Raw genomic sequence first — 13,417 nt, 5'->3', positions numbered from 1 at the left:
CCCTTGCTGGAATGGCTCTCAGAACTTCAGAATGACCGCGAGAACGATGATAACCATCAGAACGGTGGGAACCTCGTTCATCATGCGATACTGCCGCCCAGTGAGCTTATTTCGCCCCTCAGCGAAATCCTTACGGCGGGCCATCAGCCAATGATGAAACCAGGTCATGCCAATCACGGCTGCGCCTTTTAGCCAGGGCCATGCAAAATCCCAGCCGACGATGCCGGGCGTGAACACCATGATCAGGCCACAAACCCAGGCCGCGATCATCGCAGGGCGCATGATCACGCGTAGCAGCTTCTCTTCCATTTCAAAGAAGATGGTCTCGGCCCCGTTAACCGATTGTGCCTTTTCTACGTGATAGACGAACAGACGGGGAAGGTAAAACAGTCCTGCCATCCACGAAATCACCGCCATGATATGAAGGGACTTCACCCACGGGTAAATCGTGAAAAGAAGATCAGTCATCTTGGCTCCGGGTGTTGCTCGGAACTCTCCCTAATAAAAAAATAAGAAAGAAGAAAGGAAGATGGTTTTGTAGGGTGGGTAAAATCCGTGGATTACTTTTTTACCCATTGGTTTTCCCCAGGTGGACAGTTTCGCACGAGATATGAGTGATTCTGTGAATGTCAAAAATAATCAAGTTAAAACATACAGTTAGATCTAAATTCCGAGGATGTATCTGGGGATAACACCTTGAATAAATCCAGATTTCCCGGTTATCCGCTGTTTCGAAGTTATCCTTACCCCGGCTGGATGATGTTTGAGCGACTCAGGGAAGTTTTTGGCGAAATTCCCGGGCTTGCGTGTCAATCTGAAAACCATACAAAGCGTCCAAGACCGCTCAACGATTTGCCCACGGGGTTGTCCACATGTCTGTCCCCATTGTCCTGGCCTCAGGATCCTCCATTCGCGCGCAACTGCTGGAAAACGCAGGCGTGCCTTTCTCTGTTCAGATCGCGCGCGTGGACGAGGATAGCATAAAGCGTGCCTTGTTGGCCGAAGGCGCCTCGCCGCGTGATATTGCCGATGCGCTGGCGGAAATGAAAGCGCGCAAGGTGAGTGACAAGACACCCGGAGCGATGGTGCTGGGCTGCGATCAGGTTCTGGATTTCGACGGAGAGCTATTGTCGAAACCTCAGACCCCTGAGGATGCCTTTGCCCAGTTGAAGATGATGCGGGGCAAACGGCACATGTTGCTCTCCGCAGCGGTGATTTATCAGGATGGTGAGCCGATCTGGCGCCATGTCGGTCAGGTGCGCCTGCGGATGCGGATGAGCTCGGATGCCTACCTGCGAGACTATATCGACCGCAATTGGGACAGCATCCGCCATGCGGTGGGTGCATATAAGCTCGAGGAAGAAGGCGTGCGCCTGTTCGCCACCATTGACGGTGATTACTTTAACGTTTTGGGTATGCCACTGTTGGAGTTGCTCAACTATCTGGCTGTCAAAGGGGTGATTGATCAATGACGGACCACAAGATTCCTCTGGCCGGAGTGATCGGGCACCCTGTGGGCCATTCCCGCTCGCCCAAATTGCATGGGCATTGGCTGAAGACCTACGGGCTAGAGGGGCACTATGTTCCCATGGATGTCGCCCCGGCTGATCTGGAAACTGTCCTGCGCACCCTGCCCAAGGCCGGTTTTGTAGGAACCAACGTGACGGTACCGCATAAAGAGGCTGCCTTGCGTATTGCAGACCATGTCTCGGACCGGGCGACCGTGATCGGGGCCGCGAATACGCTGGTTTTCCGCGAGGATGGCTCGATCCATGCGGACAACACCGATGGGTATGGGTTCATGGAGAACTTGCGCGCGGGCGCTCCGGATTGGAACGCGAAGGATGGCCCGGCGGTGGTCTTTGGCGCGGGCGGAGCGGCACGCGCTGTGTTGCAGGCGCTCGCGGATGCAGGCGTGCCCGAGATCCTGCTGACCAACCGGACCCGTGCCCGTGCCGATCATCTGAAAGAAGAATTCGGCCAGCGCATCACCGTTGTGGATTGGGTACAGGCCGGAAACGTGATCGAAAACGCGGAACTTGTGGTCAACACGACATCTCTGGGCATGCAGGGCCAGCCCGAGCTGAGGGTGCCATTGGATGGGTTGCAGCCGGGCGCCGTGGTGACCGATCTGGTCTACGCGCCGCTCAAGACCAACCTGTTGGAAACGGCGGAAGAGGCCGGATGCACCGTGGTCGATGGGCTGGGCATGTTGCTGCATCAGGCAGTTCCGGGCTTTGAACGTTGGTTCGGCGTGCGCCCCGAGGTCAATGACGCATTGCGCGCAGCTGTGCTGGCATGAGGTTTGCGCTCGGCCTGACAGGCTCGATCGGGATGGGCAAAAGTACGACGGCGCAGATGTTCGTCGATGAAGGCTGCGCGCTTTGGGATGCGGATGCAGCGGTGCATCGTCTCTATGCCAAAGGTGGCGCGGCGGTTGGGCCGATGGGTGAGGATTTTCCCTCGGCCATCGTCGAGGGCGCAGTCAGCCGCGAGGCATTGAAACGGATTATCTCCGAAGACAGGTCTGCGTTGAAACGGATCGAAGGGATCGTTCACCCCCTAGTCGCCGCGGACCGTGCGGCGTTTCGCGAAAGTGCTGCGGCCGATATTCTGGTGTTCGACATTCCGCTTCTGTTTGAAACGGGCGGTGAGGCCGCGATGGATGCGGTCGCTTGCGTTCGGGTATCGCCAGACGAACAAAAGCGCCGCGTGATGGAACGCGGCACGATGTCCGAGGCTCAGTTCGAACAGATCCGCGCCAAGCAGATGCCGAATGACGAGAAATGCGCGCGCTCGGACTATGTGATAGACACCGACACACTGGACCATGCCCGCGCGCAGGTGCAGGATGTGATCAGGCAGATACGGGCGGGGATGGCAGATGCGTGAGATTGTACTCGATACCGAAACCACGGGCTTTGATCCTGAAAGCGGTGACCGGATTGTCGAGATCGGCGCGGTTGAGCTGTGGAACCACGTGGCCACAGGCGAGACCTATCATGTCTATATCAACCCCGAACGCGGCATGCCGGAAGAGGCGTTTGGCGTACATGGCATCGGTCCCGACCTGCTGGAAACCCCGCGCCCGCCCGAAAAGGGTGAGGTGACGCTGAAAGACAAACCGGTTTTTGCCAAAGTGGGTCAGGGGTTTCGCGATTTTGTTGGCGACGCGAAATTGGTGATCCACAACGCGTCTTTCGACATGAAGTTCCTGAACGCCGAGCTGAAATGGATGGGCCTGCCGCCGATTCCGATGGATCAGGCGCTCGATACGCTCGCCATTGCGCGGAAACGGTTTCCGGGTTCTCCGGCGTCGTTGGATGCGCTGTGCCGGCGATTCAATATCGACAACTCGAACCGAGTGCTGCACGGCGCGCTTTTGGACTCGGAGATACTCGCTGAGGTCTATCTGGAGCTGATCGGAGGACGCCAACCGGATTTCGGCCTCTCCACTTCCGCCGTGTCCGGCGCGGGTGGGGCAGATGACTGGCGTCCGACACCGCGCACAACGCCTCTGCCATCCCGGATCACCGAGGATGAGCGCGCAGCGCATGAGGCATTTGTCGAGAAACTGGGCGAAAGCGCCCTGTGGACCCGCGCCTGATCCGGTCAGGCACGGGTCAAGGGATTTAGGCGTCGGTCTGCTCGGCCTGTTCCGCCTGAGCGGCCTGACGGCGCATTAGCTCGTTGCGGTAAAGTGCAACGAAATCAATGTTGTCCAGGTTCACCGGCGGATAGCCACCGTCACGGGTGACGTCGCTGACGATACGGCGCAGGAACGGGAACAGCATGCGCGGGCATTCGATCATCAGGAACGGGTGTAGCTGATCTTCTGGCACGCCTTCCACGTGGAACAGCCCGCAATAGTCCAGCTCACACAGGAACAGGACATCGTCCATGCCCTTGGCTTTCGAGGTCAGCTTCAGCTTGATCGAAACTTCGTACTGATGCTCGACCTGACGCTTTTTCGCGTCCAGGTTTACCTGAACCTGAATCTCGGGCTGTACGTCACCGGACACGCCTTTTTGCGCCATGACGTTTTCAAAGGACATATCACGAATGAACTGTCCCAGAACGCGCATCTGAACCTGAGGGGCGGCTTGAGCCGCAGTGTTTTCTGCAGCGTTTTCTTCGGCCATGGATCTACTCCAAAAATGAAATTCGACACTGCTTAGCAAGTTGCGCGCGGCACCTCAATGCTGGTGGGGACCTTCCACCCATTTTGACGGTTTCGAGGGGTCTTTGCGTGGGCGCACTTCGGTAAACTCGCCGTCAATCACGTCGCCCTGATCAAACGGTTCGCGCGGCTGTTGAAAGCCCGCGCCGGGCCCCATCTGGAACTGGGTCACGGTCACTTTGGTCTTCAGATAGCGGAAAACGGCGATCCGCACGCCGGGGATTAACAGTGCAAACCCAACGGCATCGGTGAAAAAGCCGGGTGTCAGCAGCAACGCGCCGGATAGAAGGATCATTGCGCCATGTGCCAAGGGCTCGGTTGGGTCGTCCAGAGTGGCGAAGGATTGCTGCAATTGCCCCAGCGCCATGCGACCTTGTGTCCGCACCAATGTAGTGCCCAGAACCGCTGTCAGAACCACGATGGCAAGGGTTGGCCACAGGCCGATCAGACCGCCAACCTGGATGAACAGGGCGATCTCGAGGATCGGAACCAATAAAAATGCCAAGAACAGGTACATTTGCGTTATCCTTTACCTATGGCCGAACTGTGGACTTGCCACCAACTGTCACCTACATAGTGGCAGGAGGCCGCGTACACAAAGTCTCGGTTCTGAAAAGAGGATGAAATGAACGAACCCATGATCCAGCTGCTGGTACTGGCCGGAATTGCCGTTTTCCTGATCCTGCGTTTGAAAAGCGTGCTGGGAACGCGTGAAGGTTTCGAAAAACCCCCTGTTCCGCATCAGCCCGATGCGGGTACGTCCCGTCGTGATTTCGAGGTGATCGAAGGTGGTCCGGATCATGACATCACTGACCACGTCCCCGAAGACAGCGAGCAAGCGCAAACTCTGGCTGCGATGAAGCGGGTCGAGCCCAGTTTTTCGGTCAGTGAATTTGTTCAGGGCGCCCGTGGTGCCTATGAGATGATCGTGATGGGGTTTGAGAAGGGCAATCTGGATGAGATCCAGCCCTTCCTGGCCGAAGATGTGTTCGAAACCTTCGTCTCGGTTGTGTCCGCGCGCGAAGATCAAGGCCTGACGATCGAGGCCGAATTTATCGGAGTGCGCGAAACCACCCTGACCGATGTGTCCTTTGACAAGGATACGAATGAGGCCGAAATCACCATGAAGTTCATTGGTGAGCTGACCTCAGTTGTGCGGGATCGTGGTGGTGACATTATTGAAGGCAACCCGAACACCGTAAAACGCCAAAAGGACAGCTGGACCTTTGCCCGCGTGATGGGCAAGGACGATCCGAACTGGCTGCTTGTCGCCACGGACGCATGATTGCCACGCTCCGGTCGCTTATTCTGGTGGGTGCGATGACCTCTGCCAGCGCCGCCGGAGCCGAGGCGACGCGATCCGTTCTGTCGTTTGATGACCTTCAGGGCTGGGCCGAGGATGACCACGGCGCGGCCCTTTCCGTTTTTCTGAACACGTGCGGTGATCTGAACGACCCGGATTGGCGTGCGCTTTGCGGTGTCGCCCGGACCTATGAGGGGGATGCCGCGCGGTCTTTCTTTGAACTCTTCTTCCGGCCCGTTTTGGTCGAAGATGGTATGGACGGTCTTTTTACCGGGTATTTTGAACCCGAGCTCGACGGCTCCAGAACCCGGACGGATCGTTTCAAGTATCCGATCTACAAGATGCCGCCCGAGGCGCGGGACGGGCCGTGGCTCAGCCGGCGCGAGATCCTGACCAGCGACGTGATGCAGGGCCGGGGGCTCGAGATCGCTTGGGTCGATGACCCGGTTGAGCTGTTCTTTCTGCAAATTCAGGGCTCTGGCCGGGTGCGCCTGCCGGACGGCGGTGCCTTGCGTGTGGGATATGGTGGCGCGAACGGGCAGCCCTACCGTTCCATCGGGGTTGAGTTGGTCCGGCGCGGCGCTTTGGGTGCCCACGCGGTCAGCGCGCAGATGATCCAGGCCTGGGTACGCAAGAACCCCGAAGCTGGGGCTGAGCTCTTGTTTCACAATCCCTCATACGTGTTCTTCCGCGAGGTCAGCCGCGTCGCGCCGGAACTGGGGCCTTTAGGTGCTATGAACCGCTCAATCACGACCATGCGCAGCATCGCGGCCGATCCTGCCTATACGCCGCTAGGTGCTCCAGTCTGGGTTGAGAAAGACGGCAAGAAGCCCTTGCGCCGCCTGATGATCGCGCAGGATACCGGCGCGGCGATCAAGGGCGCGCAACGCGCTGATATCTTCTTTGGAACCGGCGATGAGGCCGGGCAAGCTGCCGGTCGGTTAAAGGACCCAGGTCGCATGGTCGTGTTGCTGCCGATCCAGCGCGCCTTTGCCATGGCGACGGATGACTACTGATGACCCGGCGCAAACTGACCAGCGATGAGATCGAGCTGTGGCGCAAGGTCGCCAAACAGGCTGAGCGGCTGCACCCCGAGATCCCTCAGACCGTGCATCCGACAACTCTGCCCAAACCCACGCCCAAGAAACTGCCAAAACCGCGGATTGAGGCGTTTGAGCTGGGGCAGAACCAACCTCCCAAGCCTTCTTCCAACCGGTTGAAGCCGTCGATCACCGAGACGCTGCGCGCCGCCCCCGTTCAGATGGACACAAAGGCCTTTGGCCGCATGAAGCGTGGTAAGCTCAAACCCGAGGGCAAGCTTGACCTGCATGGGATGCGGATTGACACCGCGCATCCGGCGCTCGTGCGCTTTGTGCTAACGGCGCAAGCGCAGGGTAAACGCCTGGTTCTGGTGATCACGGGCAAGGGGAAAGACCGCGACGAGCCAGGGCCGATCCCGACCCCGCGCGGTGTGTTGCGCAATCAGGTGCCGCATTGGCTGTCGATCCCGCCTTTGGCGCAGGCGGTAATGCAGGTGACACCTGCGCATATCAGTCACGGCGGGGATGGTGCCTACTACGTTTATCTCAGACGTGTCCGCTAGGCTTCGCCCACCGACCGAAATAGTTAGAGACCCTCTGGCAAACCCTTGAATCCTACTGAGTAGCGACCTGCGCCTGTCCGGTCTCAGACAGAACAACCTCGGTCGCACCCGAGGGGTTGCGTTGACTGTTGGGGATCAAATAGTCGATGCCCCGGCGTCGGTTTCCAAGGGTGTTTCCAACACGCCGGGCCGAACTGAGCAGCGACAGCAAGGCGGGTGAGGTTGCAGCAACGAAATGCGAGGACTCGGCATCGCTGTTGAACGCGGTCGCGTCGATCACTTCGATCGGATATTCGGCCAGCGCCTCGATGGTGCTGATATTGCCCAGCCGTTCACTCCCCGGTGTACCGCGAATCCGGGCCGAGATATTCAGGATTTTGTCCTTTTGCGATACCATCACGACAAAGGGATCAGGCGGAGTTTTGATGCTGTCCATTTGCGAGCGAAATACGTCAATATCCAGATCGGGTGAGATCAGGAATACGCCATCAAGGTTGCGCCGCGACCAGCCGGGCGAGCGTAGCTCTGCCTGACGCATCATCTCCATCGACAGGGCACCGCCCATGGAGTGGGCGACCAGCACAACCCGTTTCACGCCGATGGATTTCAGGTCGCGGATTGTCTTCTCCAACCCGTCACGGGCGAACAACATGCTGTCCAGATCATAGGCATACCCTGCCCCGCGCGCCTGACTGGGCCAGGAATAAATCAGCACCGATCCGGGAATATCAAGGTCATGCGCCAACTGCGCCGCGCGAAACGCGGTCTCGGTATGGGTTGAGTTATACCCGTGCACGAAGATCGACACATCATCTTCTCCGCGCAGCTGGTTTGCCAACTCACGCGGGCCGGACAGGTCCGTTGTGTTGGCCAAAACAAACTGCTTTTCCGGATTGGGGTTTGCGTAAGAAAACTCCAACGTGCCTGGCGTGTGGTTTGGCGGGATTGAGACCGTCATTTTGTGGTACTGAACCCGCTCGCCCCGGTCGGCGTTAAACGTTCCGTCGGGGTTCCGCCCCCGGGTTGTGGCCGCGTAGACGGTTTCTGCGGATCCCACATTCAACGCGGATGGCACTGTCACCTGCGCAGTTCTGTCGACGCAAGCGCTCAGTGTAGCAACAGCAAGAAAGGCAATACTCAAACGCAACACGGCTCAACCCTCAAAGAAACAGAGTTTGAGTCACGGTTACCAGTTTCTGGTGCAAGGTCCAGCCGGAACGAAAATTCGCCGCCAAATCGGCGGCGAAATACAGCTGGATTTGTTACAATACGTAACGGCTGAGGTCAGTTGATTTCGTCAACTCACCCAGATTGTCATCTACGAATTGCGCGTTCACCGTGATCTCGGTCCCGGCCTGATCGGGCGCGGTGAACGAGAGTTCTTCGAACACACGTTCCATCACTGTGTAAAGCCGCCGGGCGCCGATGTTTTCAACGCTCTGGTTCACATCCGCAGCGATCTTGGCCAGCGCCGCGATGCCGTCATCGGTGAAGCTGACGGTAACCTCTTCGGTGCCCATAAGTGCGCTGTATTGGAGGGTCAGCGCGTTGTCCGTTTCGGTCAGGATGCGGACGAAATCCTCTTCTGTCAGCGCGCGCAACTCCACTCGGATCGGCAAACGGCCCTGGAGTTCCGGCAGCAGGTCCGAGGGTTTCGCGATGTGGAACGCACCCGAGGCAATAAACAGGATGTGGTCGGTTTTCACCGGGCCATGTTTGGTGGACACCGTCGTGCCCTCGATAAGAGGCAGCAGGTCGCGCTGAACCCCTTCACGGCTGACATCGCCGCCACGCGCTTCCGCGCGCGCGCAAACCTTGTCGATCTCGTCCAGAAACACGATGCCGTTCTGTTCGACCGACTCCAGCGCCACGCGGTTGACGGTTTCATCATCCAGCAGCTTGTCGGCCTCTTCCCCGATCAGCAGGTCATAGCTTTCGGCCACGGTTACTTTCTTTTTCACCGTGCGTCCGCCGAAGGCCTTGCCGAAGATATCGCCGAGATTCATCATACCCATCTGGCTGCCGGGCTGGCCGGGTACGTCGAACATTGGCATCGGGTTTGAGGTGTCAGACAACTCCAGCTCGATCTCTGTGTCGTCCAGCTCACCCGATTTTAACTTCTTGCGGAACATTTCACGGGTCGCTTCGCGGGCATCGGTGCCAGCAATGGCTTCGATCACGCGATCCTCCGCGGCCTGATGGGCGCGGGCTTTCACATCTTCACGCATGTATTCGCGGGTCTGGATGATCGCGGCATCAGCCAGATCGCGCACGATCTGTTCCACGTCACGACCGACATATCCGACTTCGGTGAACTTGGTGGCCTCGACCTTGATGAAGGGCGCGCGGGCCAGTTTGGCCAAACGGCGGCTGATTTCGGTTTTTCCGACGCCGGTGGGGCCGATCATCAGGATGTTCTTGGGGTAGACCTCATCCCGGATATCATCGGCCAACTGCTTGCGTCGCCAGCGGTTGCGCAGAGCTACGGCCACGGCGCGTTTGGCGTCTTTTTGCCCGATGATGAAGCGGTCCAGTTCCGAGACAATCTCGCGCGGGGTCAGGTCGGTCATATGTGTTTTATCCGTCTGTTTCGAAGCGGAACCTAATCATACGCCGCGAAAACACAAGCCGATCACGAAAACATCACGACAACTCACAGAAGACACACGGATATTCGTAGTGATGTGAATCGCCATGCGAGGGTCGCGTGCGGCATAAAAAATGGCGACGGGCAAACAGGCCCGTATCGATCTTATGGAGATACCTGATCATGATGACTCGTCGTTCTCTTTTCGTGAAAGCTGCTGCCACCGGCGCGGCCCTTACCTTGGCTAGCACCACCAGTGCTGTGGCTGGTGGAGCCAAAAAGAAAGGCACGTTCGAGGGCCGTTCGAACCACATCACCACCGGTTCGGTAAAACTGGTCAAGGATGGCGACCGCTACATTGTTGAACTGGGCGAGGACTTTTCGCTGGACAACGGCCCCGACCCGCGCGTCGCATTTGGGAAAGACGGCACTTACGCCCCTGACAGCAAACTCGGGGCGCTGCTGCACCTTGCAGGTAAGCAATCCTATGCAGTCCCGCCGACCATGGATGTGTCGGGATACAACGAAGTATACATCTGGTGCGAGGTCGCCGGAGTACCTTTGGGCGTAGCATCGCTGAAGTAATCGCGTCGTCAGAGGTCGGGTTCTCCGGCCTCTGACACATCGTTAGGTAACGGCACAAGTGTCTGCTACACTCGCCCCAAGTTATTGGAACCGGGGGCGTTTTTCATGACAAAGATTGCCAAGATCACCCTGCTGTTTGTGGTGTTTGTGGACCTGATCGGACAGGGGCTTGTCTTTCCGATCATCAACTCTCTGATCATGGAGACGAAATCCGGGTTCCTGCCGGAAGGCACACCCGACGGCCGTCGCCATTTCTACTATGGGCTGGTGATCGGGTGTTTCTTCCTGTCGTGGTTTCTTGGGGTCGTTTACGTATCGAAAGTCTCGGATTCCATCGGGCGCAAGAACGCGCTTTTGGTTTGTCTGGGCGGAGCGTTGGCAGGCTACGCCATTACCATCGCCTCGCTCTACCTCGACAGTCTGTTGCTGCTGATCCTGGGCCGGTCGATCACTGGTTTTACGGCTGGCAACCAGCCTATCGCGCAAGCGGCGATGATTGACGGTAGTACCGATGCTGCCGATCGTGACCGCAATATGGGGTATATCGTGACCGGCGTCAGCTTTGGCCTTGTCGGAGGACCGATCATCGGCGCCGTCCTGTCGGATTCCGCCCTGTTGGGTAGTTTTGCCACGCTCAGGACACCCTTCTATGGCGCCTTTGTTCTGGTGCTGATCGCCATCTTCCTCGTGCTGGCCTTCTTCAAGGACACCCGCAGCGAACGCGCGCCCTTTGTCTTTCGCCCGCGCGATATCACCGACAGCCTGATCGCTGTACGTGGCCATCCGATGGTTCTGAAAATCCTGCCGGTCTACTCGTTCTTCATGATCGCCAACGTCACCTTTTATGTGTTCGTCGACAATTTCCTGACCAGCCGGTTCGGCTATGGCGTGATCGGAGGCAGTATGGCCATGGTCGTCATCGGCTTTGCGCTGGCCTTTTCCAGCACCTTCCTTGTGAAACCCGCGCAAGAGAGGTTCAGCAAGCACAAGATCATCTATGTCTCACTGATCACGATGGTGATCTGCGGGCTTGCCTTTGCCTTCAGCCCCAGCGGCGCGCTGAGTTACATTCCGGTCTTTTTCTTCTACTTCTTTTTTGGTGTTTCATACCCGACCCTTCTGGGCCTGTTTTCATCCAGCGTCAGTGAGGCGGATCAAGGTTGGGTCATGGGCGTGACCACCGCAGTCTTCTGCCTGGCCGGAGGGGTCATGTCCCTGATCGGCGGTGGGTTGATGAGCATCGACATCCGCGTGCCCTACTACATCGTGATCATCGCCGCGATCTTCGGCTTGATCGGGATGCACCGCCGATGGAAAGGCAAAGAGATCAAGGCGCTGTTAGCTTGAGGCAGGTCTGCGTTTGATTTGAATCGAAATGCGCTGCCTTTCCCTTCGGTCAAAGCTGCATTTCGATACAGTGTTTTGGTGAAACGCAGAACGCCCTAGATTGTCTCGACCGTAAGGTTGCCGTTGGTATAGACGCAGATATCAGCGGCAATCGCCATGGCTTCGCGTGCAACCGTTTCGGCGGGCTTGTCGCTGTCCATCATCGCGCGCGCAGCGGCGAGGGCAAAGTTGCCGCCCGATCCGATGGCGGCCACGTTGTGTTCCGGCTCGAGCACGTCCCCTGCCCCGGTGATCACCAGCAAGTCCTTGCCATCGGTGACGATCAGCATCGCTTCGAGCTTTTGCAGGTATTTGTCGGTGCGCCAATCCTTGGCCAGCTCGACCGAGGCGCGGGCCAGTTGGCCGGGGGTGGCCTCAAGCTTGGCCTCCAGCCGCTCGAGCAGAGTGAACGCATCCGCCGTCGATCCGGCAAAGCCTGCCACGACCTCGAATCCACCGGGTGACAAGCGGCGGACCTTGCGGGCGGTGCCCTTGATCACGGTCTGGCCTAGGCTGACCTGTCCGTCGCCGGCAATCACCACCTGGCCGTCTTTCTTGACGCCAATGATCGTTGTGCCATGCCAACCGGGAAAATCGCTGTCTGCCATCAGGGCCTCCGTTCATCACTGGCACCCTATATGGGCCGGAGCCAGCGCCAACGCAACTGTTCACAAACTGCCCAAAAGATATGCAAGAAACGCAGATCGGGTCTACCAGACTGGCAATTGTGAGACTCAGACCCCTGCACTACATGAGGCTTACAACCGACATTGGGTCGGCTGTTTCAGTTTGAAGGACTGCGCAAATGGCAAATACTGCACAAAACACTGCGCCGCTCGGAGCAGCTACCATCCTGCACGTAGTGGACGCGTTCACTGTGGCTTTCGAAAAAGCGGTTGAGTGGAACGAAACTCGTAAGACACGCAAGGCGTTGTCGCAACTGAGCGACGCTCAGCTGGAAGATATCGGTCTGACCCGCAAAGACATCATCACCATCTGATCCGTTTCAGATCAGCCGTAGTAAAGATGAGCCGCTCGTCCGAGCGGCTTTTTCTTTTTAAACCAGCCTGTATTTACCCGATATATCAGGCAGATAGGCCTCAATCGCTGCGGTTGCGATGACGTGGCGGGTGCCTGCATCGCTGTCCTCGACATCCAGCCCGCCCAACACGGCCTGCACCTCGGCCCTGCCCCGTGACAAATCCTGCGCGACCAGATCACAATCCACGGCCTCGGGCTGTTGCACGCCAATCGTCACCACGACGCGCATCTCCTTGTGGTCCACGCCCAAGCGCGAAAACAGAGTGATCGAGGAATGATGCAGCGCGTCCTGCACCGCCCGCCGTGCGGCTTTGGTGTAATCCTGACCATAGAGGTCGTTGCCGGTGCCCATCTCAAGAATGATACGTTTTTCAATCATTGCGCGGGCTCCATGTCGAATGAGACGATGATGGCGGCGTTTGCGATCACTGTGTGGCCATCGGCGTGCGGTTTTTCGATGTCTAGCCCACCGCGGGTGACTGTGATGTTCGGTTGACCGTATGGGAACACGGCCTTCAACGCCTCGCGGTCCACTTTATCGGGTTGCTGCACGCCGATCTCGGCATCAATGATCATTGCCTCTTTGGGAAAATCGAACAGCTCAGCCATATTGACCGAGTTGTGCCACAGCGCATCCTTGATCGCGCGCACGGCGGCCTCGGTATAGTCCTCACGCCGCAGGGACGTGCCCATACCAAATTCCACAAGTACTCGTGTTTTTGCCATCAAAAC

Annotated in this window: 18 protein-coding genes; 10 read left to right on the top strand and 8 right to left on the bottom strand. The window is 57.9% G+C overall.

All coding sequences use genetic code 11. From position 1 onward, the window contains the following. Positions 1-18: 18 nt before the first annotated feature. Positions 19-468, bottom strand: coding sequence for a CopD family protein (locus tag ACR0J4_RS16785; RefSeq protein ID WP_170550835.1), 450 nt, complete (start codon positions 466-468; stop codon positions 19-21). Positions 469-872: 404 nt separating this feature from the next. On the opposite strand from ACR0J4_RS16785, the gene ACR0J4_RS16780 reads away from it, so the two are divergent. The 4 genes from ACR0J4_RS16780 to dnaQ are packed head-to-tail and all read left to right on the top strand — an operon-like array spanning position 873 to position 3,607. After that, a complete protein-coding gene (locus tag ACR0J4_RS16780) occupies positions 873-1,472 on the top strand; it encodes a nucleoside triphosphate pyrophosphatase (protein WP_170643415.1) in 600 nt (199 codons plus the stop codon). Further along, on the top strand, positions 1,469-2,302 hold the full coding sequence (locus tag ACR0J4_RS16775) for a shikimate dehydrogenase (protein ID WP_170643414.1): 834 nt from the start codon (positions 1,469-1,471) through the stop codon (positions 2,300-2,302). The genes ACR0J4_RS16780 and ACR0J4_RS16775 overlap by 4 nt, the downstream gene beginning before the upstream one ends. After that, positions 2,299-2,892: a dephospho-CoA kinase gene (gene coaE / locus ACR0J4_RS16770; protein ID WP_170643413.1), complete on the top strand. Its 594-nt coding sequence runs from the start codon at positions 2,299-2,301 to the stop codon at positions 2,890-2,892. Before ACR0J4_RS16775 ends, coaE begins: the two co-directional genes overlap by 4 nt. Then, a complete protein-coding gene (gene dnaQ / locus ACR0J4_RS16765) occupies positions 2,885-3,607 on the top strand; it encodes a DNA polymerase III subunit epsilon (protein ID WP_170643412.1) in 723 nt (240 codons plus the stop codon). The genes coaE and dnaQ overlap by 8 nt, the downstream gene beginning before the upstream one ends. Before the next feature lie 25 nt (positions 3,608-3,632). Here dnaQ and secB read toward each other — a convergent pair whose 3' ends face one another. Further along, positions 3,633-4,142, bottom strand: coding sequence for a protein-export chaperone SecB (gene secB, locus ACR0J4_RS16760; RefSeq protein ID WP_170380195.1), 510 nt, complete (start codon positions 4,140-4,142; stop codon positions 3,633-3,635). Positions 4,143-4,196: 54 nt separating this feature from the next. Continuing rightward, the gene (locus tag ACR0J4_RS16755; RefSeq protein WP_170380194.1) at positions 4,197-4,697 is read right to left on the bottom strand and encodes an FxsA family protein; all 501 of its coding nucleotides are present in this window, start codon (positions 4,695-4,697) and stop codon (positions 4,197-4,199) included. A 108-nt stretch (positions 4,698-4,805) separates the two neighbouring features. Here ACR0J4_RS16755 and ACR0J4_RS16750 point away from each other — a divergent pair, with 108 nt between their 5' ends. Genes ACR0J4_RS16750 through ACR0J4_RS16740 form a run of 3 tightly spaced genes read left to right on the top strand, consistent with a single transcriptional unit; the run spans position 4,806 to position 7,086 of the window. Next, positions 4,806-5,465, top strand: coding sequence for a Tim44/TimA family putative adaptor protein (locus ACR0J4_RS16750; protein WP_170643411.1), 660 nt, complete (start codon positions 4,806-4,808; stop codon positions 5,463-5,465). Further along, positions 5,462-6,499: a murein transglycosylase A gene (gene mltA, locus ACR0J4_RS16745; RefSeq protein WP_170643410.1), complete on the top strand. Its 1,038-nt coding sequence runs from the start codon at positions 5,462-5,464 to the stop codon at positions 6,497-6,499. The genes ACR0J4_RS16750 and mltA overlap by 4 nt, the downstream gene beginning before the upstream one ends. After that, positions 6,499-7,086, top strand: a complete 588-nt coding sequence (locus tag ACR0J4_RS16740) for a Smr/MutS family protein (protein WP_170640851.1) — start codon at positions 6,499-6,501, stop codon at positions 7,084-7,086. The genes mltA and ACR0J4_RS16740 overlap by 1 nt, the downstream gene beginning before the upstream one ends. Before the next feature lie 52 nt (positions 7,087-7,138). Here ACR0J4_RS16740 and ACR0J4_RS16735 read toward each other — a convergent pair whose 3' ends face one another. After that, on the bottom strand, positions 7,139-8,167 hold the full coding sequence (locus tag ACR0J4_RS16735; RefSeq protein WP_425084054.1) for an alpha/beta hydrolase: 1,029 nt from the start codon (positions 8,165-8,167) through the stop codon (positions 7,139-7,141). Positions 8,168-8,348: 181 nt separating this feature from the next. Beyond that, positions 8,349-9,656 (bottom strand): ATP-dependent protease ATPase subunit HslU, encoded by a 1,308-nt coding sequence (hslU, locus tag ACR0J4_RS16730; protein WP_170643409.1) that lies wholly within the window; start codon positions 9,654-9,656, stop codon positions 8,349-8,351. A 203-nt stretch (positions 9,657-9,859) separates the two neighbouring features. On the opposite strand from hslU, the gene ACR0J4_RS16725 reads away from it, so the two are divergent. Beyond that, positions 9,860-10,258, top strand: coding sequence for a DM13 domain-containing protein (locus ACR0J4_RS16725; RefSeq protein ID WP_480668747.1), 399 nt, complete (start codon positions 9,860-9,862; stop codon positions 10,256-10,258). Between the two features lie 105 nt (positions 10,259-10,363). After that, entirely contained in the window at positions 10,364-11,605 is a 1,242-nt protein-coding gene (locus ACR0J4_RS16720) for an MFS transporter (protein WP_170470654.1), read from the top strand. Positions 11,606-11,700: 95 nt separating this feature from the next. On the opposite strand, the gene hslV is transcribed toward ACR0J4_RS16720, so the two are convergent. Then, the gene (gene hslV, locus ACR0J4_RS16715) at positions 11,701-12,252 is read right to left on the bottom strand and encodes an ATP-dependent protease subunit HslV (protein ID WP_170462831.1); all 552 of its coding nucleotides are present in this window, start codon (positions 12,250-12,252) and stop codon (positions 11,701-11,703) included. A gap of 197 nt (positions 12,253-12,449) precedes the next feature. Between hslV and ACR0J4_RS16710 the strand changes: the two genes are divergently transcribed. After that, complete coding sequence (locus ACR0J4_RS16710; protein ID WP_170380185.1) at positions 12,450-12,644, top strand: DUF1127 domain-containing protein; 195 nt, start codon at positions 12,450-12,452, stop codon at positions 12,642-12,644. 57 nt (positions 12,645-12,701) lie between these two features. On the opposite strand, the gene ACR0J4_RS16705 is transcribed toward ACR0J4_RS16710, so the two are convergent. Continuing rightward, positions 12,702-13,064 carry a Lin0512 family protein gene (locus ACR0J4_RS16705; RefSeq protein WP_170643408.1) on the bottom strand — a complete coding sequence of 121 codons (363 nt, stop codon included), beginning with the start codon at positions 13,062-13,064 and terminating at the stop codon, positions 12,702-12,704. Further along, complete coding sequence (locus ACR0J4_RS16700; protein ID WP_170643407.1) at positions 13,061-13,411, bottom strand: Lin0512 family protein; 351 nt, start codon at positions 13,409-13,411, stop codon at positions 13,061-13,063. Before ACR0J4_RS16700 ends, ACR0J4_RS16705 begins: the two co-directional genes overlap by 4 nt. Positions 13,412-13,417: the final 6 nt, after the last annotated feature.

The organism is Ruegeria sp. B10, assembly GCF_056539825.1.
The sequence above is the reverse complement of the archived record's forward strand: the minus strand, read 5'-3'. Positions and strand labels throughout refer to the sequence as shown.

Bases quoted from the DNA above. Each gene is read 5' to 3' on its own strand.
- ACR0J4_RS16775 (WP_170643414.1), top strand. From the start codon at position 1,469: ATGACGGACCACAAGATTCCTCTGGCCGGAGTGATCGGGCACCCTGTG.
- ACR0J4_RS16785 (WP_170550835.1), bottom strand. From the start codon at position 468: ATGACTGATCTTCTTTTCACGATTTACCCGTGGGTGAAGTCCCTTCAT.
- mltA (WP_170643410.1), top strand. From the start codon at position 5,462: ATGATTGCCACGCTCCGGTCGCTTATTCTGGTGGGTGCGATGACCTCT.
- hslU (WP_170643409.1), bottom strand. From the start codon at position 9,656: ATGACCGACCTGACCCCGCGCGAGATTGTCTCGGAACTGGACCGCTTC.
- dnaQ (WP_170643412.1), top strand. From the start codon at position 2,885: ATGCGTGAGATTGTACTCGATACCGAAACCACGGGCTTTGATCCTGAA.
- ACR0J4_RS16750 (WP_170643411.1), top strand. From the start codon at position 4,806: ATGAACGAACCCATGATCCAGCTGCTGGTACTGGCCGGAATTGCCGTT.
- ACR0J4_RS16720 (WP_170470654.1), top strand. From the start codon at position 10,364: ATGACAAAGATTGCCAAGATCACCCTGCTGTTTGTGGTGTTTGTGGAC.
- ACR0J4_RS16705 (WP_170643408.1), bottom strand. From the start codon at position 13,064: ATGATTGAAAAACGTATCATTCTTGAGATGGGCACCGGCAACGACCTC.
- hslV (WP_170462831.1), bottom strand. From the start codon at position 12,252: ATGGCAGACAGCGATTTTCCCGGTTGGCATGGCACAACGATCATTGGC.
- ACR0J4_RS16725 (WP_480668747.1), top strand. From the start codon at position 9,860: ATGACTCGTCGTTCTCTTTTCGTGAAAGCTGCTGCCACCGGCGCGGCC.
- ACR0J4_RS16740 (WP_170640851.1), top strand. From the start codon at position 6,499: ATGACCCGGCGCAAACTGACCAGCGATGAGATCGAGCTGTGGCGCAAG.
- ACR0J4_RS16780 (WP_170643415.1), top strand. From the start codon at position 873: ATGTCTGTCCCCATTGTCCTGGCCTCAGGATCCTCCATTCGCGCGCAA.
- ACR0J4_RS16755 (WP_170380194.1), bottom strand. From the start codon at position 4,697: ATGTACCTGTTCTTGGCATTTTTATTGGTTCCGATCCTCGAGATCGCC.
- secB (WP_170380195.1), bottom strand. From the start codon at position 4,142: ATGGCCGAAGAAAACGCTGCAGAAAACACTGCGGCTCAAGCCGCCCCT.
- ACR0J4_RS16710 (WP_170380185.1), top strand. From the start codon at position 12,450: ATGGCAAATACTGCACAAAACACTGCGCCGCTCGGAGCAGCTACCATC.
- coaE (WP_170643413.1), top strand. From the start codon at position 2,299: ATGAGGTTTGCGCTCGGCCTGACAGGCTCGATCGGGATGGGCAAAAGT.
- ACR0J4_RS16700 (WP_170643407.1), bottom strand. From the start codon at position 13,411: ATGGCAAAAACACGAGTACTTGTGGAATTTGGTATGGGCACGTCCCTG.